The organism is Ensifer sp. GW821-FHT05G01 (genome assembly GCF_059419585.1).
Map to the genome: position 1 here is coordinate 219,490 of NZ_JBWKSC010000005.1, position 21,905 is coordinate 241,394.

Consider the following 21,905-nt stretch of genomic DNA (forward strand, 5'->3'; position numbering starts at 1 on the left):
GCGATATATCCATCGAATTTTCGTAAAGAAGGGAAAGGCCGGCAGCAGGGCGGCCGGAAACGCTGATCAAGGGATCAGGATAGGAGGCTTGTCAGCGCCCCGGATACGCGCGCGAAAAAGCGTGCCGGCAGACGCTTGTGGTCCTGCAGCACGACGATTTTCTGCTCTCGACATCCGAACTTGGATTCCATGAGGCCGTACATATCAATTTTTTGACACTTCGGCAATCGGTGGAAGCGGCCTCAACGCTGCTCGGCGCGTCGCAAACGCCGCTCGACCCCCCTCAGGCCCAACGACAGGCCGATGGTGAGGACCAGGTAGACATAGGCAACGATCGAATAGGTCTCGAAGAAGCGGAAGGAACCGGAAGCGTAGACCTTGCCCATCTGGGTGATGTCGGCAACGCCGAGCACCGAGACCAGCGATGAGTCCTTGACCATGGCGACGAAATCGTTGCCGAGCGGCGGCAGGATCACGCGGATTGCCTGCGGAAAGATCACCAGGCGAAACCGCTGGTAGCGAGTCAGGCCCAACGCCTTGGCCGCCTCGACCTGTCCCTTGTCGACGGAGAGGATGCCAGCCCGAAACACTTCCGCGATGAAGGCGGAATAGCCGATCATCAGCGCCATGATCGCCCGCCACATCAGCGAAATGTCGCGCACCACCACCGGCTCCATCCAGCCGGCCGAAATCAGCGGCGCGGTGATGAAATTCGCGACCACGACGAGCGCCGGCGCGCCGACGAAGGCGATGTAGAACAGGAGGACAAGGATCGGCACGCCGCGAATGACTTCGGTGTAGAAGCGTGCGATCTGGCGAAGGGCCGCATGCTCCGACAGCGCCATCAGTGCGATGCCGAGGCCGAGCGTCGTCGCCAGCACGAAGCCCATCAGGGTCACGAAAACGGTGACGCCGATGCCCTTGAGGACGACATTGAAGACCTCGGTATAGATATCATTGGTGACGATAACGGCGGCGAGCGCCACGGCAATCACCAGAAGGGCGACCAGCCACCAGGGATAGTCGCCCTTTGCGGACATGTCAGAAGAATTTGGGGAGGCCATTGCCTGCGATCAGCCGCCCATCTTGTAGTCGAGGAACCACTTCTTGTCCAAGGCGTCGAAGGTTCCGTCCGCCTTCAGCGCCTTGATCGCGGCGTTGATCGGAGCGACCAGATCGGAACCCTTCGGGTAGATGAAGCCGAAATCCTCAGTGCCGAGCGGGCCGCCGACGACCTTCAGCTTGCCTTCGGACGAATCGACATAGCCCTTGGCGGCAACGCTGTCGGTGAGAACGACGTCGACGTCCCCGGCCTTCAATGCCTGCACGGTCGCACCGAAGGTTTCGAACAGCTTGACGCGCGGGTTCTGCTCGTTGCCATCGAGCATTTCGTAGACGGCGGTGTAGAACGGCGAGGTGCCCGGCTGCGCACCAACCAGGCCGTCGGCAAAGGCGCCGAAGCTCTTGCCGTCGTTAAAGCGGGCCTCGTCGCCGCGTACCAGCATGAACTGCTGCGAGCGCATATAGGGGTCGGAGAAGTCGACCTTCTCCTTGCGGTCGTCCTTGATGGTGATGCCGGTCATGCCGATCTGGTACTGGCCGTCATGAACCGCCTGGATCATCGCATCCCAGCTGGTGTTCTGATATTCGACCTTGAAATTGAGACGCTTGGCGATCTCGTTCATCGCGTCATATTCCCAGCCGATCGCCTCGCCGGTCTTCGGATCGACGAACTGCAGCGGCGGATAGGCGTTTTCCGTGACGACGACAACCGTCTTGCCGCCGAGATCCGGCAGGTCGCTGGCGAAAGCCGACGCAGAAAAAGCAAATGGAACGGCAAGTGCGGCTGCGATGCCCGCAAGCACATGGCGACGGATTGTCATTGGAAGAACTCCCGAAAAGTGTGGCAGCGAAAAATGTCACGGATTGTGGAGAAAAGACAAGCGCATAGTACCAAAAAAGAAAGGCGGCCCAAGGCCGCCTTTCCAACAATCCGAAAGGATTGAAATCTTATTCCGCTGCAGCTTCTGCTGCCTTGGCGGCTTCTGCTGCTGCCTTGGCTTCTGCGGCTTCGGCTGCTGCCTTTTCGGCGGCCAGAGCCTGAGCTGCTGCGATCTTTTCAGCTTCGATACGTGCCTTTTCCTCGGCAACGGCCTGGCGCTCGGCGTCGTTCAGCTTGCGAGCGCGCGTACCGGTGTTTTCAACGATACGAGCCGACTTGCCGCGACGATCGCGCAGGTAGTAAAGCTTGGCGCGACGGACCTTACCGCGGCGAACCACTTCAACGCTCTCGACGAGCGGCGAGTAAACCGGGAATACGCGCTCGACGCCTTCGCCGTAGGAGATCTTGCGAACGGTGAAGCTTTCGTTGATGCCGCCGCCCGAACGAGCGATGCAAACGCCTTCATAAGCCTGAACGCGGGTACGCGAGCCTTCGACAACGCGGACGTTGACGCGCAGCGTGTCGCCTGCGGAGAAATCGGGGAGCGTGCGCTTGGCGGCAATCTTGGCGGCCTGTTCGGCTTCCAGCTGCTGGATGATGTTCATCGGGTTAACCTTTCAAGTTCTTCTGAAACAGCCAGAGCGCTCTCGATCGACCTGTCGGACATGCCTTCAGATGTTGCCGGACCCGGCAGGAGCGAATTCACCATTCTTTGTTGGTGGTCGACGGGCAAAAACCCGAACCGGGGCGGCACTTACACGAAGAAACTCCGCTTGTCATCCCCGAAAGCCATATTTTCCGGGCCATGGAGGCGTTCGGCGCGAATTCTATCAGAGATTTCGAAAGAACGCGCATGGAAACGCAGGCGAACGCGGGCTTGCGGCCGCAAAGCCTGCGGGCTATGCCGGGCTGGGTAATGGGGGGAGACCATGCAGTTCTTCGAAATACTTCTGCTTTTCGTCGCCGGTTTCCTGTCGGGCATGGTCAATGCGATTGCCGGCGGCGGCACCTTCCTTACCTTCGGCGCCATGACCCTTGGCGGCTTGCCGCCGATTGTCGCCAATGCGACCTCGTCGATCATCCAGCTTCCCGGCTACATCACCTCGGCGCTTGCCTATGCCAAGGAGATCCGCGCCGATCGCCGCCAGGCGATCCAGCTCGGCATCATCTCGGCGGTCGGTGGGCTCGCCGGCGCCGTGCTGCTGATCTCCTTGTCGAACGCCTCGTTTCGCGCGCTCGTCCCGTGGCTGCTGATCGCCGCAACGGCGATCTTCGCCGCCGGACCACTCCTGAAGCCCAAGGCGCGCATAGACGAGCATGCGATCAGTCCGGCCGGCATCGTCAGCCAGTTCGTAACCTCGATCTATGGCGGCTTCTTCGGCGCCGGCATGGGCATCATGATGCTGGCGGTGCTCGGACTTGCCACCGGCGGCGGCTATCACCGCCTGAACGCCCTCAAGAACTTCATCTCGATCGTCATTGCCACCATCGCTATCGTCGTCTTCGCTGCCGGCGGCGTCGTGTCGTGGCTGCACGCAGCGGTCATGGTTCCTGGGGCGGCCCTGGGCGGTTACATCGGCGTCTGGGCGGCACGGCGCGTGCCGCAGGCGGTAATCCGTGCCCTGGTCGTGGCGATCGGGTTGCTGCTCGCCGCCTACTATTTCTTCACGGGTTGAACAAGGAGATCAGGCCGACGCTCTTCGGTCAGCCGGCGCGCCTCAATCTCGCGCCAGTTGGCGATGGCGCCGTGGTTGCCGGAGGTCAGAACCGGCGGGATCTCCCGGCCCTCGAAAACCTGCGGCCGGGTATAGTGCGGATGCTCCAGCAGCCCGCCCTCGAAGCTTTCGTGAACGCCGGACAGCTCGTTGCCCATCACCCCTGGCAGGATGCGAACGACGGCATCGAGCAGTGTCAGCGCCGCCGGCTCGCCGCCCGAAAGAATGTAATCGCCGATCGACACTTCCTCGAGTTCGCGCCCGTCGATGACGCGTTGGTCGACGCCTTCGAACCGGCCGCAGACGATCACCACGCCGGGGCCATCGGCAAGTTCGCGCACGCGCTTCTGCGTCAACGGCCTTCCGCGCGGGCTCATCAACAGTCGTGGGCGATGATCGTCCCTGGACACCGCGTCGATCGCGCGGGCGAGAACGTCGGGCTTCAACACCATGCCGGCGCCGCCGCCGGCCGGCGTATCGTCGACTGTGCGATGCTTGTCTTCAGCAAAGTCCCGGATCTGGACGGCATCGATCGACCACTGGCCGCGCTCCAGCGCCCGGCCGGAAAGCGAGGCGCCGAGATGGCCGGGAAACATTTCAGGATAAAGCGTGAGCACCGTTGCGCGGAAGGACATTGCCTTGCCGCTCACTTGCGCTTGGCCGAAAACGGGCTACCGGGCTCGTCCTTGTCGTCGATGAGACCAGCGGCCAGCGGATCCACCAGCAGCTTGCCGCCTTCAAGGTCGATTTCCAGAACGGACCATTCGGTAAAGGGGATGAGCACGGGACGCTTGCCCGGCCCCTTGAGCTCGAGCAGGTCGCCGGCACCGAAATCGAACACGCCGGTCACGGTGCCATAGCTCTTGCCGCTGCCGTCGACGGCCTCCAGGCCCTCGAGGTCGGCGTAAAAGAATTCGTCTTCGTCGAGATCGTCATCGGGCAGATTGTCCCGGTCGATGAACAGTTCGAGACCGTTGAGCGCCTCCGCGGCGTTGCGATCGTTGACGCCGCGAAAGCGGACGACGACCACGTTCTTGGCTTCGCGGACTTCCAGAACCTCGAACAAGCGCCCGTCGGCGCTATGAAGGTGGCCATAGTCGCCGAGTGCCGTCGGGTCGTCGGTGAACGACTTCACCCTGACCTCGCCGCGCAGGCCTTGGGCCGCACCGATTGTCGCCATCAGAACCGGGTTTTCGATTTTGCTCATCATCCGCATCCGTTTCGGGATTTCAGCGTGCACATAACGGAAAACGGGCGGCATGGAAATGCCGCCCGTTTCCTTCATCCGTTTACCGGAACTTATTCTGCGGCAGCAGCAGCAGCGGCGTCTTCGGCCTTCTGCTTGGCTTCAGCAGCGCGCTCCTGAGCCTTCTTGCCCGGCAGGCCCTTGTTCGGGTTTGCGCGAGCCGGACGCTGGGCGATACCAGCCTGGTCGAGGAAGCGCAGAACGCGGTCGGTCGGCTGGGCGCCCTGGGCGATCCAGTGGCTGATGCGCTCGGCGTTCAGCTCGACGCGCTTTTCGTCGTCCTTGCCGAGCATCGGGTTCCAGGAACCGATCTTCTCGAGGAAGCGGCCGTCACGCGGGCTGCGGGCGTCGGCAACGACGATCTGGTAGTAAGGACGCTTCTTGGAACCGCCACGGGCGAGACGAATTTTCAGTGCCATTTGAGTAACTCCTTGCAGGCTTTATTGACCGCTTCGTTCAAGCGGAATGGGTGGTGCCGACGGTGCCCGCGGACTGCGTGCGATCGGCGGCGATGGCTTCATGATGCCGGATGACTTCCTTGATGATGAAGTTCAGGAACTTCTCGGCGAAATCCGGATCCAGATTGGCATCCTTCGCCAGATGGCGGAGGCGTTCGATCTGGTATTCTTCGCGGGCCGGATCGGCCGGCGGCAGATTGTGCTTGGCCTTGAGAACGCCGACCGCCTGGGTGCAGCGGAACCGTTCGGCCAGCATGTGGACGAGCGCGGCATCGATGTTGTCGATCGACTGCCGGTAACCCGCCAATTCTCGTTTGATCTCGGGATCAATCATCTCTCACCGATCCTCACTTCTTCTTCGGCAGGCCGGGAAGGCCGGCGAAACCGCCAAGGCCCGGAAGCTTGGCGCCGCCGAGACCGGGAAGGCCACCGCCGCCAAGGCCCGGCATGCCACCGGGCTTGAGGCCGGCGGCTTCCGCCTGCTTCTGAAGTGCTTCAAGCTGCTTGGGGTCGAGGCTCGACAGATCGGGCATGCCGCCGCCGCCAAGGCCGCCGAGGCCCATCTTGCTGGCAAGGCCGCCCATCATCTGCTTCATCATGCCGCCTTTGCCCTTGCCGCCCATCATCTTCATCATGTCCGCCATCTGGCGGTGCATCTTCAGAAGCTTGTTGATGTCGGCGGCATCGGTGCCCGAACCGGCTGCGATGCGCTTCTTGCGGGAATGCTTGAGCATGTCGGGGTTGGCGCGCTCGGCCTTGGTCATCGAGGAGATGATGGCGATCTGGCGTCCGAACAGCTTGTCGTCGAGACCGGCCGACGCCATCTTGTCCTTCATGCCGGCCATGCCGGGCATCAGGCCCATGATACCACCCATGCCGCCCATCTTCTGCATCTGGCGCAGCTGGTCGGCGAGGTCGTTCAGGTCGAACTTGCCCTTGGCCATCTTGGCGGCCATGGCCGCCGCCTTTTCGGCGTCGATGTTCTCGGCAGCCTTCTCGACCAGCGAGATGATGTCGCCCATGCCGAGGATGCGGTCGGCGACGCGGCGCGGATGGAACTCTTCGAGTTCGCCCATCTTTTCGCCGACGCCGATGAGCTTGATCGGCTTACCGGTGACGGCGCGCATCGAAAGCGCTGCACCGCCGCGGCCGTCGCCGTCCATACGGGTGAGCACGAGGCCGGTGATGCCGACGCGTTCGTCGAAGTTGCGGGCAAGATTGACGGCGTCCTGACCGGTCAGCGCATCGGCGACCAGCAGGATTTCATGCGGATTGGACTTCCGCTTGATTTCCGCCATCTCGATCATCAGCGGTTCGTCGATATGCGTGCGGCCAGCGGTGTCGAGGATGACGATGTCATGGCCGCCGAGCTTGGCGGCCTGCACGGCGCGCGCGGCGATATCGGTCGGCGACTGGCCGGCAATGATCGGCAACGTATCGACGCCGGTCTGGACGCCGAGCTGGCGAAGCTGCTCCTGAGCGGCCGGACGACGCGTGTCGAGCGAAGCCATCAGGACCTTCTTCTTGTCCCGCGTCTTCATCCGGTTGGCGATCTTGCCGGTGGTCGTCGTCTTGCCCGAGCCCTGCAGACCGACCATCATGATGACAACCGGGGCAGGCGCATTGAGGTCGATGGTGACGCCCTCGGAGCCCAACATGTCGACCAGCTCGTCATGGACGATCTTGACGACCATCTGCCCAGGCTTGATCGATTTCAGGATCTCGGCGCCAACCGCCTTCTCGCGAACCTTTTCAGTGAAGGAGCGCACGACGTCGAGCGCGACGTCGGCTTCGAGCAACGCACGGCGAACCTCGCGAAGCGCCGCGGAAACATCTGCTTCCGACAATGCGCCGCGGCCGGTCAGTCCATTCAATATGGAACCAAGGCGGTCCTGGAGGCTCTCGAACATTCTCACTTCCTTCTGGTTTCCGGTAGCATGCAAACTAGCCGGAAACGTGGGTTCCTTCGCCTGAAAAACAAGGCGCAAAGCCAAAAACCACCCGAGGGCGCAACGCGCTGTCGGATGTTGACCTCCTGGCTCTCTTTATACCTTTACGGGGCCGGGTCGGTGGCTTCGAAGTCATCACTTGCGAAGGAATTTGCCGCGATAAACAGGAAAGCGGCCGAAAAGTCAAGAACGGCGGGCAAATCCCTGAGCAGCGACTTCACACATTGGTGTCAGCGGTGCCGGTTACGACCGCACCAAGCCAGCAGAGCTGCGATCATGGGCCTTCGTCGGTATCCGGTGCCGCGAGTTCGCGCGCCAGGTCTTCAAAGGCAGTCGCGACGCGCGTCATGACCCTGAGCGCCGCCACCACTTCGGTCTGGTTGATATCGCCCAGAACCGCGTGCAGCAACTCGAGTTCCCGCCGGTGGATCGCCTCGAACAGGTCGCGACCGGCAGCGCTCGGCGCACAGAAATAGGCACGCCGATGTTCCGGATTGGGTTGCTTTTCCAGAAGCCCCTTTTCCAAGAGGCCGCCGACGACGCGCAGCACGAACTGCCGTTTCATCGACAATCGCCGGGCCGCTTCCGGCACCGTCAGCGGCTCCCCGCAGAGAAGCTCGAGCACCGCTCTTTCGGCAACCGATATGCCCGAACCTTCCAGCATGTGTTCGATCGAACGGTGCACATTGAGATGGATCGGCCGAACCAGTTTGATGGCCTTGTAGAGACGTTCCTGTTTGTCGAAGCGAACCAGCATAGGGAACAATAGCAATCGAGTTGCTCTATTCAAGAAATTCTTAAGCTCTTCGCCTGCACCCTGTGACGACGGCTTCAAAGCGCCTATCTTTTTCCATCGAAAGCTACCGAACAATCGCCGAGAGAACGACGATGCCGAAGGTCAATGCCTATTATCGGGGACCCACCTCCGACCACTTCGACGGAACGCGATTCTTCAACCCCAACGGCCGGCAGCCGCGGGGCATGGCCGACCTCCTGCGCTGGCAGCTCGGCCGCGGCAAAGTGAAGTGGCCGGCACATTATCCAAGCCCATTTCAGCAGGCAAAGCCGGAGTTGAGCGTCGAGGCCGCCCGCCTGCGGGTGACGATGGTGGGGCATGCGACGCTACTCATCCAGGTGCACGGCTTCAACATCCTGACCGACCCCGTCTGGGCGCACAGGGCGAGCCCCTTTGCCCTTGTCGGCCCATCGCGGCGCAATCCGCCCGGCATCGAGATGGACGATCTTCCGCCGATCGATCTCGTGCTCGTCACCCACAACCACTACGACCACCTCGACCTCGACACGCTGGCAGCGCTCAACGAGGAGCACAGTCCGCTGATCGTCACGCCGCTCGGAAACGATACGATCATCCGCCGCGCAGCACCGGACGCCAACATATCGGTTCTCGACTGGGGTGGCCGGCTGGGCCTCGAAGACGAGCTCGTGATCCATGCCGAGCCCTGCCATCACTGGTCGGCGCGCGGCTCCGGCGACCGCCGCATGGCGCTGTGGGCGGCCTTCGTCATCGAAACGCCGGTCGGCAAGATCTACCATGTCGGCGACACCGGCTTTCACGGCGGCATCAACTATCGCGCAGCGCGCGAAAAACATGGCGGCTTCCGTCTCGCCAACCTGCCCTTCGGCGCCTATGAGCCGCGCTGGTTCATGCAGGACCATCACCAGAATCCGGAGGAGGCGGTCCAGGGTATGCTCGACTGCGCTGCCGAACATGTGGCCGGGCACCACTGGGGAACGTTCCGCCTGACAGACGAGGGTGTCGATGCTCCGGTGCGCGCCCTCGAGCAGGCGCTTGATGAAGCCGAAATTGCGCGCACCCGCTTCAGGGCCCTGCGCCCCGGCGAAATCTTCGATGTACCGCCCTCTCCACTCACGGGCCAATGAAGCCGACACAGGGAAGCCGGCACTGGTAATTTCCGGGCTTTTCCGCCATATACAGCCCGAATGAAGGGTGCCTCCGCTTGGCGAGGCCGGTTTGGACAATCGCGACATGGCCGACAACGTGCAATTTGCCAGAATGAACGGGCTTGGAAACAAGATCCTGGTCGTCGACATGCGCGGCCGCCGAGACCGCGTGACGCCGCACGCAGCCATCGCGCTCAACGCCGACCCTGCAACCGCCTTCGACCAGATCATGGCGATCCACGATCCCAAGGCTGCCGGCACCGACGCCTGGATCGATATCGTCAATTGCGACGGCTCGATGGCGCAGGCCTGCGGCAACGGCACCCGCTGCGTCGTCCAGGCGCTCGCCGCCGAGACCGGCAAGAAGGCATTCACCTTCCAGACCATCGCCGGCATCCTGAACGCCCGGGAACACGAGGACGGCACGATATCCGTCGATATGGGCAAGCCGGTCTTTGCCTGGGACAGGATCCCGCTTGCCGAGGAGTTTGCCGATACCAGCCGTATCGAACTGCAGATCGGGCCGATCGATAGTCCCGTCCTGCATTCGCCGTCGGCCATGTCGATGGGCAATCCGCACGCGGTTTTCTGGGTCGACAAGGACCCGATGTCCTTCGACCTCGATCGGTTCGGCCCGCTCCTCGAGAACCATCCGATGTTCCCCGAGCGCGCCAACATCACGCTGGCACAGCTGCTTTCGCCCTCGTCGCTGCGCACTCGCACCTGGGAACGCGGCGCCGGACTGACGCTTGCCTGCGGCTCGGCCGCCTGTGCGGCTGCCGTCAGTGCCGCGCGCACCGGTCGCACCGGTCGCAAGGTGGCGATCGACGTCGCCTCCGCCCCCGCGCCGGCCCGGCTGACAATTGAGTGGCGCGACGACGACCATGTCGTCATGACCGGGCCTGCCGAATGGGAATGGTCTGGAACCGTCGATCCGGCAACCGGCGCGTGGCAACGCGATGAGACCCAACCGGGAACCGCCGAGGCCCGGGCGCTTTGAGCGGCGTCGAGGTCATAACCTTCGGCTGCCGTCTCAATACCTACGAATCCGAAGTGATGCGGGCGGAAGCCGAAAAGGCGGGGCTGAATAACGCCATTCTCGTCAACACCTGTGCGGTGACCGGTGAGGCCGTGCGCCAGGCGCGCCAGGCCATCCGCCGTGCCCGCCGCGACCACCCGCATGCCCGCATCATCGTCACCGGCTGCGCCGCGCAGACGGAGAAGGAAACCTTCGCCGGCATGGCCGAGGTCGATGCCGTGCTCGGCAACGAGGAGAAGCTGAAAAGCGCCTCCTATCGCGCCCTGCCTGATTTCGGCGTCTCGGCAGAAGAAAAACTGCGCGTCAACGACATCATGAGTGTGCGCGCCACCGCACCGCAGATGGTCAAGCATATCGACGGCCACGTGCGTGCCTTCATCCAGGTCCAGAACGGCTGCGATCACCGCTGCACCTTCTGCATCATCCCCTACGGCCGCGGCAATTCACGCTCGGTGCCGATGGGGGCCGTGGTCGACCAGGCGCACAAGCTCGTCGATGGCGGATACTGCGAGATCGTTTTGACCGGCGTCGATGCCACCAGCTACGGCGCCGACCTGCCGGGAACGCCGACACTGGGGTTGCTGGCAAAGACACTGCTGAAGCAGGTTCCGGATATCCGTCGTCTGCGCCTTTCCTCCATCGACGGCATCGAGGCGGACAGCCATCTGTTCGATCTGATCGCCGGCGAAACACGCTTCATGCCGCACCTGCACCTGTCGCTGCAGCATGGCGACGACATGATCCTGAAGCGCATGAAGCGTCGCCATTCGAGCGCCGACGCCCGCGCCTTTGCTGATCAGGTCCGGCGCCTTCGCCCGGAGATCAGCCTTGGCGCCGACATGATCGCGGGTTTCCCGACGGAAACCGAAGAGATGTTCGAGAATGCGATGCGGCTGGCCGAGGATTGCGGCATCGCCCATCTGCACGTCTTTCCCTACAGCCCCCGCCCCGGCACGCCGGCCGCGCGCATGCCGCAGCTCGACCGGGCGCTGGTCAAGGATCGCGCCGCGCGGCTTCGCGCTACGGGCGCGGCGCTGCATGCCCGCCACCTCGACGGCATGGTCGGCAGCGAACAGACATTGCTGGTCGAAAACAACGGCCTCGCCCACACCGAAAATTTCACGCTCGTCGATGCCGCCGGTCTAAAACCCCGTGCGCTTGTGCCGGTCACGATCACCGGCCACAATGGCAAGCACCTGACGATGCAGGTAAAACAGATGGCTGCGGCCTGACTCATGCGGAATCCCTGAATGGCAATCGGTTTCATCAAGAAGATCTTCAACTTCGGCAAGGGCACTGTCGAGGAAGCCAAGCCGCAGGATGCCGCGCCGGAAGCGGAGATCGCAGCTGCGGTTGCCGCCGAAGCGCTGCCCGCTCCGGAGCCGGCCCTCGCCGAGGAGATCGCCCCGGTCGACGTCGCCGTCGATGAGCCCGTTGCCGAGCAGCCGAGCGCCGAAGAGGCCTCCGAAGAGCTGCTTGAGCCGTTGTCTGACATCGAAGCGCTGCCGCTTGCGGCCGAGGACCCGATCCGGCCGGCCGAGATCGAGACCGCAGGCGGACCAGCACCGGACGACGCCCACCGCCACACGCCCGTGACCGACGAAGACGCAGCAGCGCCTGTCGAAGCAGCCGTGAAGCCGGAAGTGCTCTCTGAGGCCGCGCAAGAAGCGCTCGACACCTACGCAGCGCTTCAGGAAACTGCCCCCGAAGAGCCGAATATCACGCCGGAAGCGCTGGCCGAGCAGGCAGAAATCGCAGCCGTGGAAGCCGAACCGGTTAGCGACGAAACGAGCGCTACACCGGCCGCCGACGCCGAGCCGATCGAGGACGTCGCCGCGGCAATCGACGATGCTTCCGAGGCGCCCGTCGTCGAAACGCCGGCTCTCGAAGAGCCAGCCCTCGAAACTCCTGTTTCCGAACTTCCCGCAGCAACCAGCCTGCCAAAGGGTTTTGCCAGCGCTGCCGAGCGCGCCGGGCAAGAGCCCGTTGCCGCGCCACAGGCCAAGCTCACCTGGTACCAGCGCCTGCGTCGCGGCCTTGCCCGCACGTCGTCGCAACTGACCGGCCAGATCGCCAGCCTCTTCACCAAGCGCAAGCTCGATGAGGCGACGCTGCAGGATCTGGAGGATCTGCTGATCCAGGCCGACCTCGGCGTCGAGACCGCCATGCGCATCACCGATACGCTCGCCTCCGAGCGCTACGGCAAGGACGTGTCCGGCGAGGACGTCTCGCGCATCATGGCCGGCGAAATCACCAAGGTGCTGTCGCCCGTCGCCAAGCCGCTGGAACTCGATCTCAGCCACAAGCCGCATGTCATTCTGGTGGTTGGCGTCAACGGCACCGGCAAGACCACGACGATCGGCAAGCTCGCGGCCAAGCTGTCGGGTGCCGGCCTCAAGGTGATGCTCGCCGCCGGCGATACCTTCCGCGCCGCGGCAATCGAACAACTGAAGATCTGGGCCGAGCGAACCAAGTCAGACATCGTTTCCTCCAAGCTCGGCGCCGATGCCGCCGGCCTTGCCTACGAGGCGTTTCAGCAGGCACGCGAAAAGAAGGCCGACGTGCTGATCATCGACACCGCAGGCCGGCTGCAGAACAAGACCGAGCTGATGGCGGAACTCGAAAAGATCGTGCGCGTGCTCGGCAAGCTCGACCCGGATGCGCCGCACACGGTGTTACAGACGCTCGACGCCACCACCGGCCAGAACGCGCTGCAGCAGGTGGAGATCTTCCGCAACGTCGCCGGCGTCAGTGGGCTGATCATGACCAAGCTCGACGGCACGGCGCGGGGCGGCATTCTTGTCGCCATCTCCGCCAAGCACAAGCTGCCCGTCTATTTCATCGGCGTCGGCGAAGGCATCGACGATCTCGAACCCTTCGAAGCCAAGGATTTCGCCGAGGCGATCGCTGGCGTTGCCGCCTGACGCCAGATGTCCGCGCGCGCCACACGACGCGCACCGCCACACGGCGACCTATGATCTGTCCGTAAATCGTCTCCGATTTACGGAATCGTCCGGAAGCGTTTGCGCAAGCTGGCTGCCTTGATATGGTTTTGCCGCAAAGCTGGTGTTATGAGCGGCAGGCAGATGCAAAAACAGGATCCCCAGATGTCGACGATCGAGGCTACAAAGCCGCAGAAGGAAGTCAGCCCGCTGTTGAAGCTGGTGCTGGAACTGGGACCGCTGATGGTCTTCTTCTTCGCCAACTCCCGCGGCGAGTGGCTGGCCGGGCATTTTCCGACGCTCTCCGAACTCGGCGGCCCGATCTTCATCGCGACCGGCCTGTTCATGGCGGCCACCGCCATCGCGCTCATCGTTTCCTGGATGCTGACCCGCACGCTGCCGATGATGCCGCTGATTTCGGGTATCGTCGTCCTCGTCTTCGGCGCGCTGACGCTCTGGCTGCAGAACGACACCTTCATCAAGATGAAGCCGACGATCGTCAACACGCTGTTCGGCACGATCCTGCTCGGCGGCCTGCTCTTCGGCAAGTCGCTGCTCGGCTACGTCTTCCACTCCGCCTTCAAGCTCGACGAAGACGGCTGGCGCAAGCTGACGCTGCGCTGGGGCTTCTTCTTCCTCGTGCTCGCCGTGCTCAACGAGGTCATCTGGCGCTCGTTCTCCACCGATTTCTGGGTCGCATTCAAGGTCTGGGGCACGATGCCGATCACCATCCTGTTTACACTGGCGCAGATGCCGTTGATCATGAAGCATTCGCTCGATCAGGATAACGCCAAGTGAGCACAGCCATCGACGGCAACGACAGTCAGAACCGGCATGCGCTCCTCTGGTTCATAGCCTGCATCGGCGTTCTCGCGATCCAGGTCATCACCCAGCATCTGATGGGCCGGATCTGGATCTGCGACTGTGGCTACGTCAAACTGTTCGAACCCGTCGTCAAATCCAGCGGCAACTCCCAACATATCGCCGACTGGTACACGCCGTCCCACATCATCCACGGCTTCCTGTTCTATGGCCTCAGCCACCTGCTTCTGCGCGGCAAGCCGCTGACCGCCAAGCTGTTCCTCGCGATGGTCATCGAATCCGCCTGGGAGATTGCCGAAAACACGCCGATGATCATCAATCGCTATCGCTCGGCGACGATCTCGCTCGACTATTTCGGCGACAGCATCCTCAACTCGACGATGGATACGCTGGCGATGGTCGCCGGCTTTATGTTCGCGGCCCGCATGCCCGTCTGGCTGACGGTGCTGATTGCCATCGGCTTCGAACTGTTCACCGGCTGGCTGATCCGCGACAACCTCACCCTCAACGTGCTGATGCTCGTCTGGCCGCTCGATGCGGTCCGCGAGTGGCAGGCGGGGATTTAACGGAATTTCAGAGTTCGCCGCTGCCCCTCATCCCGCTGCCGCGACCTTCTCCCCGCGAGCGGGGAGAAGGAACTTGGGTCACCCGCTACCCTCCTCCTCACACTTGAGCAGAAAGAACTTGGCGCATCGTCTTGGTGCATAGCGGACGAGATTTGGGCAGGCAGATCCCGCGAGTAGCCTTCGCCCCGCATGCGGGGAGAAGGTGGCCGGCAGGCCGGATGAGGGGCATTTTCCGACGACAGCGCTAAGGCTCTTACGACCCGGCAGTAGCCTTTTCGATCGCCGGCATCAGCCCTTCCTTCACGCTCCTCTCGTCGAACGGCCCGACGCGCTTGTAGAGGATCGTACCGTCGGCACCGACGAGGTAGGATTCGGGGATACCATAGACGCCCCAGTCGATCGCCGCCTTGCCGCGCGGATCGACGCCGACTGCGGCAAAGGGATTGCCGAGTTCGCCCAGGAACCTCAGCGCGTTTTCGTTCTGGTCCTTGTAGTTGATGCCGACCACCGTCAGCCGCTCGTCCTTCGACAGTTCGAGAATGAACGGATGCTCCTGCCGGCACGGCACGCACCAGGAGGCCCAGACATTGACCAGCGTCAGCTTGCCCTTGATTGCCGCATCCGTCAGCGCCGGCATCGGCTGGCCGTTTCGGGTCGCGCCATCAAGCGGCGGCATGTCGAGTGTCGGCGCCTTGGTGCCGATCAGCGCCGAGGGGATCTCACTCACATCCTTGCCCGAGTTGAGTTGGCTCCAGAAGATGGCGGCAAGGGCTGCGAAGATCGCGAGCGGTAGAAGGGCAAGCCCGACGCGCAAGAGCCCCGGCTTGCGCTCCTCGCTGCCGGGCGCGGGGGTGCTGCTCATCGTGTCTCTCCGTTTGATGCTTCCGCCGAGCGCCGGCGCACACCCGACGCTTCGAGTTCGCGCAGTTCGCGCTGGCGCGCCCGCCCATCGGCGATCACCCAGAGACAGAGGCCGACGACCGTCAGCGTCGCAATGCCGTAGCTGGCAAGAACATAGGCCGCATGGCTCATAATCAGATTACACCTCCCGGCCGGCGCTGCGGGCTGCGAGACGGCGAAGCGACGTCACGCGCCGGCGCCAGATCTCGTTGCGCATGGCGGCGATATGCAGCGTGAAGAACAGTAGCGTGAAGGCGATTGCCATCACGACGAGCGGCCGGAGAAACTCCGGGTCGATCGTCGGGCCGTCGAGCCTCAAAACACTTGCCGGCTGGTGCAGCGTGTTCCACCATTCGACCGAAAACTTGATGATCGGAATATTGACGAAGCCGACCAGCACCAGCACCGCCGAGACCCGCGACGAGCGCGCCGGATCGTCCATGGCGCGGTTCAGCGCCATCAGCCCGAGATACATCAGGAACAGCACGAAGACGGACGTCAGCCGCGCGTCCCAGACCCACCAGGCGCCCCACATCGGCTTGCCCCAGAGCGAGCCGGTGACGAGCGCGAGAAAGGTGAAGCAGGCACCGATCGGGGCGGCTGCCCGCGACGACACGTCGGCAAGCGGGTGCCGCCAGACGAGCGTGCCGAGGGCGGCGAGAGCCATCACCGAGTAGCACATCATCGACAGCCAGGCGGCAGGCACATGCACATACATGATGCGCACCGTCTCGCCCTGCTGATAATCGCCTTCCGTCGTGAGCGACAACCACAGGCCGACGACGAAGAAAAGTGCCGTCAGCACGGCAAGCCATGGCAGCACGCGATCGGCCAGCGCCAGGAACCGCGTCGGGTTGGCGAGATCGCTGAATTTGCGGATGGCAAGGCTGTTTTCGCTCATGATCGCTCTTTAACGCTTAAGGCCTGTTGCTGCAATTGATCCCCGTCAAACACGCGATCACGATGAGTTTTGCGCGCCGCCAGCCTAGCCGACATAAACACGTTGGATTCTAGAAGGTTAGCGCGAGATGCGCCCGGAATCAGCAAACAGTTTATCCTTATCCCGCTTGATCCGCGTCAGTCGGACGCATGACGAAGCGCAGCGGCAGCAGCCACCGGCCCGATAACGGCGAAAAACAGGGTGATTGCCGCAAGGATCATCAAGGGTGGCAGGAACGGAGCGGGATCCTCGATCGCCGCATAGACGGCGCTGACGCCGAAGATCAGCACCGGGATGGCAAGCGGCAGCACCAGGATCGACACCAGCAGGCCGCCGCGCGGCAGCGACACGGCAACCGCCGCGCCGACCGCGCCGATGAAGGTGATCGCCGGCGTCCCCACCAAGAGCGTCAGCATGGTAGCGCCGATCGCAAGCTCGTCCATGTTCATGAACAGGCCGAGAAGGGGTGCGGCGATCACCAGCGGCAGGCCGGTGGCCGCCCAATGGGCAGCGCATTTGACGAACACGGTAACGAGCAGGGGCGTTTCCTGCATCAGCATCAGGTCGAGCGACCCGTCTTCGCGCTCGGCCTGGAACAGCCGGTCGAGGCCGAGCAGCGACGCAAGCAACGCGCCGATCCACAGGATGGCAGGGCCGATGCGCGCGAGCAGGTTGAGGTCGGGGCCGACACCGAAGGGAATGACGGCGACGACGGTCATGAAAAACAGCACGCCGATCATCGCGCCACCGCCGGCGCGGATGGACAGTTTGAGGTCGCGGAGAAAGAGCGCGATCATTTGCCTGCGCCCTTCATCTCTTTGTCGCCAGCAGCTGGATCACGCGTCATGCCAGAGGCCTCCATCGACGCCGGAAAAGCCGGTCATGCGCAATTCCTGGATACGCTCAAGCCCAAGCGGCTGATGTGTCGCGGCGATGACGATGCCGCCCTTGTCGAGATGTGCATTGACCAATCCGGCAAAAAGCTTGTCGGCGCCAGCGTCGAGCGCCGCCGTCGGTTCGTCGAGGATCCAGATGGGGCGGTGGGCGACAAGCAACTTGGCCATAGCCATGCGGCGCTGCTGGCCGGCCGAAAGATAACCGAAGGGCAGATGCGCAATGCCGGGAAGGCCGACGGCCTCCACAGCTTCGGCGAGATCCCTGCCCGAGCCGCCGGGCGAATCACCCATGAAGTTTTTCCAGAAGGAAAGATTTTCCGCGACGGTGAGTTCGCGCTTCATCGCATTTCGGTGGCCGAGATAGTGGCTGAGCTCCGACGGATGACGCATTTCAGGAGGGCCATTCTCAAGTTTGAGACTGCCTTTTTCAGCCATCAAAAGACCGGCCAGAACACGCAGCAAAGTCGACTTTCCAGACCCGTTCGGCCCCGTCACCACAAGGGCTTCGCCGGCACCCAGAGCAAAGGAAATATCGTTAAAAATCAGATCCTCACCGCGCCTCGCACTCAGACCTTCAGCCACCAGGCGCATGAATTTTCAGCTTCCCTTTACGCTCTTTGCCGCGAGGCAAAAAAAAGTCCCGATTGGACCTTGGTTGGTCTGGCACGATTTGGAGAAATTATCTATAAGGCGGCCAACACGCCAGCGGTCGGCGTGAATTTCATCCTAGCGCCGAACATGGAATGAATTTCCACGTACGGACAGCGGAAATGGCCGCACCCGCATCCCAATTCGCGCTTCATTGCGCTCGGGCGTTCGTACGTCAGTTTTTGGCGATCAGACGGAAACGGGGTATTATCCAGTGTCCAAATCCCTAGACAGTTTTAATTGTCGCTCCACGCTCACCGTCAACGGTGTCGACTACGTCTATTACAGCCTTCCCAAGGCTGAGGCGAACGGTCTCGCCGGCGTTTCGAAGCTGCCCTACTCGATGAAGGTGCTGCTCGAAAACCTGCTGCGCAACGAAGACGGTCGCTCCGTCACCAAGAAGGACATCGAGAACGTCGCCGCCTGGCTGAACGACAAGGGCACCGCCGAAAACGAAATCGCCTACCGCCCGGCCCGCGTTCTGATGCAGGACTTCACCGGCGTTCCCGCCGTCGTCGACCTCGCAGCGATGCGCGACGCCATGGTCTCGCTCGGCGGCGATCCGGAAAAGATCAACCCGCTCGTGCCTGTCGACCTCGTCATCGACCACTCCGTCATCGTCGACGAATTCGGCACGCCGACCGCCTTTGCCCGCAACGTCGAGCTCGAATACGAGCGCAACGGCGAGCGCTACCGCTTCCTGAAGTGGGGCCAGCAGGCGTTCAAGAACTTCCGCGTCGTACCGCCCGGCACCGGCATCTGTCACCAGGTCAATCTGGAATATCTGGGCCAGACCGTCTGGACCCGTGAAGAAGACGGCGAAATCACCGCCTACCCGGACACCTGCGTCGGCACCGACAGCCACACCACGATGATCAACGGCCTGGGCGTTCTCGGCTGGGGCGTCGGCGGCATCGAGGCTGAAGCGGCCATGCTCGGCCAGCCGGTCTCCATGCTCCTGCCCGAGGTCATCGGCTTCAAGCTGACCGGCAAGCTCAAGGAAGGCGTCACCGCGACCGACCTCGTGCTGATGGTCGTGCAGATGCTGCGCAAGAAGGGCGTTGTCTCGAAGTTCGTCGAATTCTTCGGCCCAGGCCTCGACAACATGACGCTCGCCGACCGCGCCACCATCGGCAACATGGGTCCGGAATACGGCGCCACCTGCGGCTTCTTCCCGGTCGACAGCGAAACCATCAACTACCTCACCATGTCGGGCCGCGAAGAGCAACGCATCGCACTCGTCGAAGCCTACTCCAAGGCACAAGGCATGTGGCGCGACGGTGACGGCTCGGAGCTCGTCTTCACCGACACGCTCGAACTCGACCTCGGCGACGTCGTTCCGGCCATGGCTGGCCCGAAGCGTCCGGAAGGCCGCATCCCGCTCGAAAGCATCGCATCGGGCTTCGCGACCGCACTCGAAGGCGACTACAAGAAGCCGGGCCAGCTTTCGAACCGCTACGCCGTCGAAGGCACCGATTTCGATCTCGGCCATGGCGACGTTGCCATCGCTGCGATCACCTCGTGCACCAACACCTCCAACCCATCGGTTCTGATCGCTGCCGGCCTTCTCGCCCGCAACGCCGTTGCCAAGGGCCTGAAGTCCAAGCCGTGGGTCAAGACCTCGCTTGCACCGGGATCGCAGGTCGTCGGCGAATACCTGGCAAAGTCCGGCCTGCAGAAGGACCTCGACGCGCTCGGTTTCAACCTCGTCGGTTTCGGCTGCACCACCTGCATCGGCAACTCCGGTCCGCTGCCGGCGCCGATCTCCAAGACGATCAACGACAAGGGCCTGATTGCTGCCGGCGTTCTCTCCGGCAACCGCAACTTCGAAGGCCGCATCTCGCCTGATGTCCAGGCGAACTACCTCGCCTCGCCGCCTCTCGTCGTCGCCTACGCACTCGCCGGTACGGTCCAGAAGGACCTGACCAACGAGCCGCTCGGCGAAGACAAGGACGGAAACCCGGTCTTCCTCAAGGACATCTGGCCGACCTCCAAGGAGATCCAGGAGTTCATCTTCAAGTACGTCACGCGCGAACTCTACGCGAGCAAGTATGCCGACGTCTTCAAGGGCGACGAAAACTGGCAGGCCGTTCAGGTTCCCCCGGGCCAGACCTACGCCTGGGACGACGGTTCGACATACGTGCAGAACCCGCCCTACTTCGTTGGCATGGGCAAGTCCGGCTCGGGCATCTCCGACATCAAGGGCGCACGCGTCCTCGGCCTGTTCGGCGACAAGATCACCACCGACCACATCTCGCCGGCCGGTTCGATCAAGGCTGCCTCGCCGGCCGGTGCATACCTTATCGGTCATGGCGTTGGCGTTGCCGACTTCAACCAGTACGGTACGCGTCGCGGCAACCATGAGGTGATGATGCGCGGCACCTTTGCCAACATCCGCATCCGCAACCACATGCTCGGCCCGAACGGCAAGGAAGGTGGCTACACCATCCACTACCCGTCGAAGGAAGAGATGTCGATTTACGACGCTGCCATGCAGTACAAGGAAGAGGGCGTTCCGCTCGTCATCTTCGCCGGCGTCGAATACGGCAACGGTTCGTCGCGCGACTGGGCCGCAAAGGGCACCAACCTGCTCGGCGTCAAGGCCGTGATCGCCCAGTCCTTCGAGCGTATTCACCGCTCGAACCTGGTCGGCATGGGCGTCATCCCCTTCGTCTTCGAAGAAGGAACGACGTGGGAATCGCTTGGCCTGAAGGGTGACGAGATCGTCACGATCGACAACCTCGCCAAGGTCCAGCCGCGCGAAAAGCGCGTCGCCAAGATCACCTATGGCGACGGCACCGTGAAGGACGTTCCGCTGGTCTGCCGCATCGATACGCTCGACGAAGTGACCTACGTCAACAACGGCGGCATCCTGCAGACGGTTCTGCGCGACCTCGCCGCCTGATCGTTCAGCTTGCCTGAGGCATAGAGGGGCCGGGATACCGCAAGGTGTCCCGGCCCTTTCACGTTTCCTGCAGGTTGCCTGTCCATATCCTCACTCCAACGTGACTTCCCGTTGAAGCAACGGCGTCGTATGTAATGGACTTCCCCGTGAAGTAGGCCTGTCGGCCGCCAATGAAGTGACGCCATGACATTCGCAGACAGATATTTCCTTCGCCCTGTTGCACTGGCTTTCGGGCTCTTTGCGGCAGCGTCGGTTCCGGCGATGGCGGAAGACGGCAAGGTTATCAAAGGCGTCGTCGAACTCTTCACCAGTCAGGGCTGCTCTTCGTGCCCACCAGCTGATGCCGCCTTGAAGAAGCTGGTGGATGACGGCGACGTGGTGGCGCTGTCCTATCACGTCGACTACTGGAACTATCTCGGCTGGAAGGACACGCTCGCCTCGAGCGACAACACCGACCGGCAATATGCCTATGCCCGCATGCTGGGTCGCAACGGCGTTTACACGCCACAGGCGATCCTCAACGGCCGCGACCATGTCAACGGCGCCAACCTGCAGGCGATCAAATCCCGCCTCGACGCCATGAAGGCAGATGGCAAGGGGCTTGCCGTTCCCGTCGATGCCAAGATCAACGGCGATGAGATCTCGATCAAGGTCGGCGCCGGTGACGGCAAGGCCAATGTCGTCGTCGTCTATTTCGACCGCGCGAGGGTCGTCGATGTCGAGAAGGGCGAAAACAGCGGCAAGAAGATTTCCTACTGGCACGCGGTGCGCGACATCCAGACCATCGGCATGTGGGATGGCAAGCCCGCGACCTTCACCCTGCCTGCAACGGTGCTGACGGAGCAGCGTGGCAAAAGCGGCTGCGCGGTGCTGTTGCAGTCGATGAAAGATGCCGAAACCCCGGGTCCGATCATCGGAGCCACGGCCGTGCTCGCAGGCCCTCAAGGCAAGCTCTAGCGAACGGCGGAGCGTCTGGGGCCGCGAGCGGTTCAAGGAATACGCAGCAGAAAGACG

The 21,905-nt window shown here is 62.7% G+C and carries 23 protein-coding genes; 9 read left to right on the forward strand and 14 right to left on the reverse strand.

Annotated elements, in window-relative coordinates; genetic code table 11:
* Positions 1–242 precede the first annotated feature (242 nt).
* The 3 genes from AC07UR_RS14750 to rplS form a co-directional block, all read right to left on the reverse strand.
* Positions 243–1,064 carry an amino acid ABC transporter permease gene (locus AC07UR_RS14750; RefSeq protein ID WP_173418341.1) on the reverse strand — a complete coding sequence of 274 codons (822 nt, stop codon included), beginning with the start codon at positions 1,062–1,064 and terminating at the stop codon, positions 243–245.
* A gap of 9 nt (positions 1,065–1,073) precedes the next feature.
* Positions 1,074–1,883 (reverse strand): transporter substrate-binding domain-containing protein, encoded by an 810-nt coding sequence (locus AC07UR_RS14755; RefSeq protein WP_173418342.1) that lies wholly within the window; start codon positions 1,881–1,883, stop codon positions 1,074–1,076.
* A gap of 127 nt (positions 1,884–2,010) precedes the next feature.
* On the reverse strand, positions 2,011–2,547 hold the full coding sequence (gene rplS, locus AC07UR_RS14760) for a 50S ribosomal protein L19 (RefSeq protein WP_173418343.1): 537 nt from the start codon (positions 2,545–2,547) through the stop codon (positions 2,011–2,013).
* Between the two features lie 324 nt (positions 2,548–2,871).
* Between rplS and AC07UR_RS14765 the strand changes: the two genes are divergently transcribed.
* A complete protein-coding gene (locus tag AC07UR_RS14765; protein WP_173418344.1) occupies positions 2,872–3,618 on the forward strand; it encodes a sulfite exporter TauE/SafE family protein in 747 nt (248 codons plus the stop codon).
* On the opposite strand, the gene trmD is transcribed toward AC07UR_RS14765, so the two are convergent.
* The 6 genes from trmD to AC07UR_RS14795 form a co-directional block, all read right to left on the reverse strand.
* Positions 3,600–4,292, reverse strand: a complete 693-nt coding sequence (gene trmD, locus AC07UR_RS14770; protein WP_209790419.1) for a tRNA (guanosine(37)-N1)-methyltransferase TrmD — start codon at positions 4,290–4,292, stop codon at positions 3,600–3,602. The two genes, AC07UR_RS14765 and trmD, sit on opposite strands and share 19 nt — an antisense overlap.
* Before the next feature lie 11 nt (positions 4,293–4,303).
* Positions 4,304–4,864, reverse strand: coding sequence for a ribosome maturation factor RimM (gene rimM, locus AC07UR_RS14775; RefSeq protein WP_209790418.1), 561 nt, complete (start codon positions 4,862–4,864; stop codon positions 4,304–4,306).
* Positions 4,865–4,956: 92 nt separating this feature from the next.
* On the reverse strand, positions 4,957–5,322 hold the full coding sequence (gene rpsP / locus AC07UR_RS14780) for a 30S ribosomal protein S16 (protein ID WP_173418347.1): 366 nt from the start codon (positions 5,320–5,322) through the stop codon (positions 4,957–4,959).
* Positions 5,323–5,359: 37 nt separating this feature from the next.
* Positions 5,360–5,695, reverse strand: a complete 336-nt coding sequence (locus tag AC07UR_RS14785; RefSeq protein ID WP_173418348.1) for a chorismate mutase — start codon at positions 5,693–5,695, stop codon at positions 5,360–5,362.
* A 13-nt stretch (positions 5,696–5,708) separates the two neighbouring features.
* A complete protein-coding gene (gene ffh / locus AC07UR_RS14790) occupies positions 5,709–7,271 on the reverse strand; it encodes a signal recognition particle protein (RefSeq protein ID WP_209790417.1) in 1,563 nt (520 codons plus the stop codon).
* 313 nt (positions 7,272–7,584) lie between these two features.
* Positions 7,585–8,082, reverse strand: coding sequence for a MarR family winged helix-turn-helix transcriptional regulator (locus AC07UR_RS14795; protein ID WP_234941820.1), 498 nt, complete (start codon positions 8,080–8,082; stop codon positions 7,585–7,587).
* Positions 8,083–8,198: 116 nt separating this feature from the next.
* Between AC07UR_RS14795 and AC07UR_RS14800 the strand changes: the two genes are divergently transcribed.
* From AC07UR_RS14800 to AC07UR_RS14825, 6 genes are all read left to right on the forward strand, one after another.
* The gene (locus AC07UR_RS14800) at positions 8,199–9,212 is read left to right on the forward strand and encodes an MBL fold metallo-hydrolase (protein ID WP_173418350.1); all 1,014 of its coding nucleotides are present in this window, start codon (positions 8,199–8,201) and stop codon (positions 9,210–9,212) included.
* Positions 9,213–9,318: 106 nt separating this feature from the next.
* A complete protein-coding gene (dapF, locus tag AC07UR_RS14805) occupies positions 9,319–10,233 on the forward strand; it encodes a diaminopimelate epimerase (RefSeq protein WP_209790416.1) in 915 nt (304 codons plus the stop codon).
* Positions 10,230–11,504: a tRNA (N(6)-L-threonylcarbamoyladenosine(37)-C(2))-methylthiotransferase MtaB gene (gene mtaB, locus AC07UR_RS14810; protein ID WP_209790415.1), complete on the forward strand. Its 1,275-nt coding sequence runs from the start codon at positions 10,230–10,232 to the stop codon at positions 11,502–11,504. The genes dapF and mtaB overlap by 4 nt, the downstream gene beginning before the upstream one ends.
* A gap of 18 nt (positions 11,505–11,522) precedes the next feature.
* Positions 11,523–13,196, forward strand: coding sequence for a signal recognition particle-docking protein FtsY (gene ftsY / locus AC07UR_RS14815; RefSeq protein ID WP_209790414.1), 1,674 nt, complete (start codon positions 11,523–11,525; stop codon positions 13,194–13,196).
* A gap of 183 nt (positions 13,197–13,379) precedes the next feature.
* Entirely contained in the window at positions 13,380–14,012 is a 633-nt protein-coding gene (locus AC07UR_RS14820) for a septation protein A (protein ID WP_173418354.1), read from the forward strand.
* Positions 14,009–14,602, forward strand: a complete 594-nt coding sequence (locus tag AC07UR_RS14825) for a DUF2585 domain-containing protein (RefSeq protein WP_209790413.1) — start codon at positions 14,009–14,011, stop codon at positions 14,600–14,602. Before AC07UR_RS14820 ends, AC07UR_RS14825 begins: the two co-directional genes overlap by 4 nt.
* Positions 14,603–14,855: 253 nt before the next feature.
* On the opposite strand, the gene AC07UR_RS14830 is transcribed toward AC07UR_RS14825, so the two are convergent.
* The 5 genes from AC07UR_RS14830 to ccmA all read right to left on the reverse strand — a co-directional run bounded on the left by AC07UR_RS14830 (position 14,856) and on the right by ccmA (position 17,929).
* Complete coding sequence (locus AC07UR_RS14830) at positions 14,856–15,464, reverse strand: DsbE family thiol:disulfide interchange protein (RefSeq protein ID WP_209790412.1); 609 nt, start codon at positions 15,462–15,464, stop codon at positions 14,856–14,858.
* Entirely contained in the window at positions 15,461–15,637 is a 177-nt protein-coding gene (gene ccmD / locus AC07UR_RS14835) for a heme exporter protein CcmD (protein ID WP_173418357.1), read from the reverse strand. Before ccmD ends, AC07UR_RS14830 begins: the two co-directional genes overlap by 4 nt.
* Before the next feature lie 4 nt (positions 15,638–15,641).
* Entirely contained in the window at positions 15,642–16,403 is a 762-nt protein-coding gene (locus AC07UR_RS14840; RefSeq protein WP_209790410.1) for a heme ABC transporter permease, read from the reverse strand.
* A gap of 176 nt (positions 16,404–16,579) precedes the next feature.
* On the reverse strand, positions 16,580–17,239 hold the full coding sequence (gene ccmB / locus AC07UR_RS14845; RefSeq protein WP_173418359.1) for a heme exporter protein CcmB: 660 nt from the start codon (positions 17,237–17,239) through the stop codon (positions 16,580–16,582).
* Positions 17,240–17,278: 39 nt separating this feature from the next.
* Positions 17,279–17,929 (reverse strand): heme ABC exporter ATP-binding protein CcmA, encoded by a 651-nt coding sequence (gene ccmA / locus AC07UR_RS14850; RefSeq protein ID WP_173418360.1) that lies wholly within the window; start codon positions 17,927–17,929, stop codon positions 17,279–17,281.
* A gap of 271 nt (positions 17,930–18,200) precedes the next feature.
* Here ccmA and acnA point away from each other — a divergent pair, with 271 nt between their 5' ends.
* Both acnA and AC07UR_RS14860 read left to right on the forward strand, forming a co-directional pair.
* Positions 18,201–20,891 carry an aconitate hydratase AcnA gene (gene acnA / locus AC07UR_RS14855; RefSeq protein ID WP_173418361.1) on the forward strand — a complete coding sequence of 897 codons (2,691 nt, stop codon included), beginning with the start codon at positions 18,201–18,203 and terminating at the stop codon, positions 20,889–20,891.
* 183 nt (positions 20,892–21,074) lie between these two features.
* Positions 21,075–21,848, forward strand: a complete 774-nt coding sequence (locus tag AC07UR_RS14860) for a DUF1223 domain-containing protein (protein ID WP_173418362.1) — start codon at positions 21,075–21,077, stop codon at positions 21,846–21,848.
* Positions 21,849–21,905: the final 57 nt, after the last annotated feature.

Bases quoted from the DNA above. Each gene is read 5' to 3' on its own strand.
- trmD (WP_209790419.1), bottom strand. From the start codon at position 4,292: ATGTCCTTCCGCGCAACGGTGCTCACGCTTTATCCTGAAATGTTTCCC.
- AC07UR_RS14750 (WP_173418341.1), bottom strand. From the start codon at position 1,064: ATGGCCTCCCCAAATTCTTCTGACATGTCCGCAAAGGGCGACTATCCC.
- ccmA (WP_173418360.1), bottom strand. From the start codon at position 17,929: ATGCGCCTGGTGGCTGAAGGTCTGAGTGCGAGGCGCGGTGAGGATCTG.
- AC07UR_RS14860 (WP_173418362.1), top strand. From the start codon at position 21,075: ATGACATTCGCAGACAGATATTTCCTTCGCCCTGTTGCACTGGCTTTC.
- rplS (WP_173418343.1), bottom strand. From the start codon at position 2,547: ATGAACATCATCCAGCAGCTGGAAGCCGAACAGGCCGCCAAGATTGCC.
- rpsP (WP_173418347.1), bottom strand. From the start codon at position 5,322: ATGGCACTGAAAATTCGTCTCGCCCGTGGCGGTTCCAAGAAGCGTCCT.
- rimM (WP_209790418.1), bottom strand. From the start codon at position 4,864: ATGAGCAAAATCGAAAACCCGGTTCTGATGGCGACAATCGGTGCGGCC.
- AC07UR_RS14800 (WP_173418350.1), top strand. From the start codon at position 8,199: ATGCCGAAGGTCAATGCCTATTATCGGGGACCCACCTCCGACCACTTC.
- dapF (WP_209790416.1), top strand. From the start codon at position 9,319: ATGGCCGACAACGTGCAATTTGCCAGAATGAACGGGCTTGGAAACAAG.
- AC07UR_RS14785 (WP_173418348.1), bottom strand. From the start codon at position 5,695: ATGATTGATCCCGAGATCAAACGAGAATTGGCGGGTTACCGGCAGTCG.
- ffh (WP_209790417.1), bottom strand. From the start codon at position 7,271: ATGTTCGAGAGCCTCCAGGACCGCCTTGGTTCCATATTGAATGGACTG.
- AC07UR_RS14755 (WP_173418342.1), bottom strand. From the start codon at position 1,883: ATGACAATCCGTCGCCATGTGCTTGCGGGCATCGCAGCCGCACTTGCC.
- ftsY (WP_209790414.1), top strand. From the start codon at position 11,523: ATGGCAATCGGTTTCATCAAGAAGATCTTCAACTTCGGCAAGGGCACT.
- AC07UR_RS14840 (WP_209790410.1), bottom strand. From the start codon at position 16,403: ATGAGCGAAAACAGCCTTGCCATCCGCAAATTCAGCGATCTCGCCAAC.
- ccmB (WP_173418359.1), bottom strand. From the start codon at position 17,239: ATGATCGCGCTCTTTCTCCGCGACCTCAAACTGTCCATCCGCGCCGGC.
- AC07UR_RS14830 (WP_209790412.1), bottom strand. From the start codon at position 15,464: ATGAGCAGCACCCCCGCGCCCGGCAGCGAGGAGCGCAAGCCGGGGCTC.
- AC07UR_RS14765 (WP_173418344.1), top strand. From the start codon at position 2,872: ATGCAGTTCTTCGAAATACTTCTGCTTTTCGTCGCCGGTTTCCTGTCG.
- AC07UR_RS14820 (WP_173418354.1), top strand. From the start codon at position 13,380: ATGTCGACGATCGAGGCTACAAAGCCGCAGAAGGAAGTCAGCCCGCTG.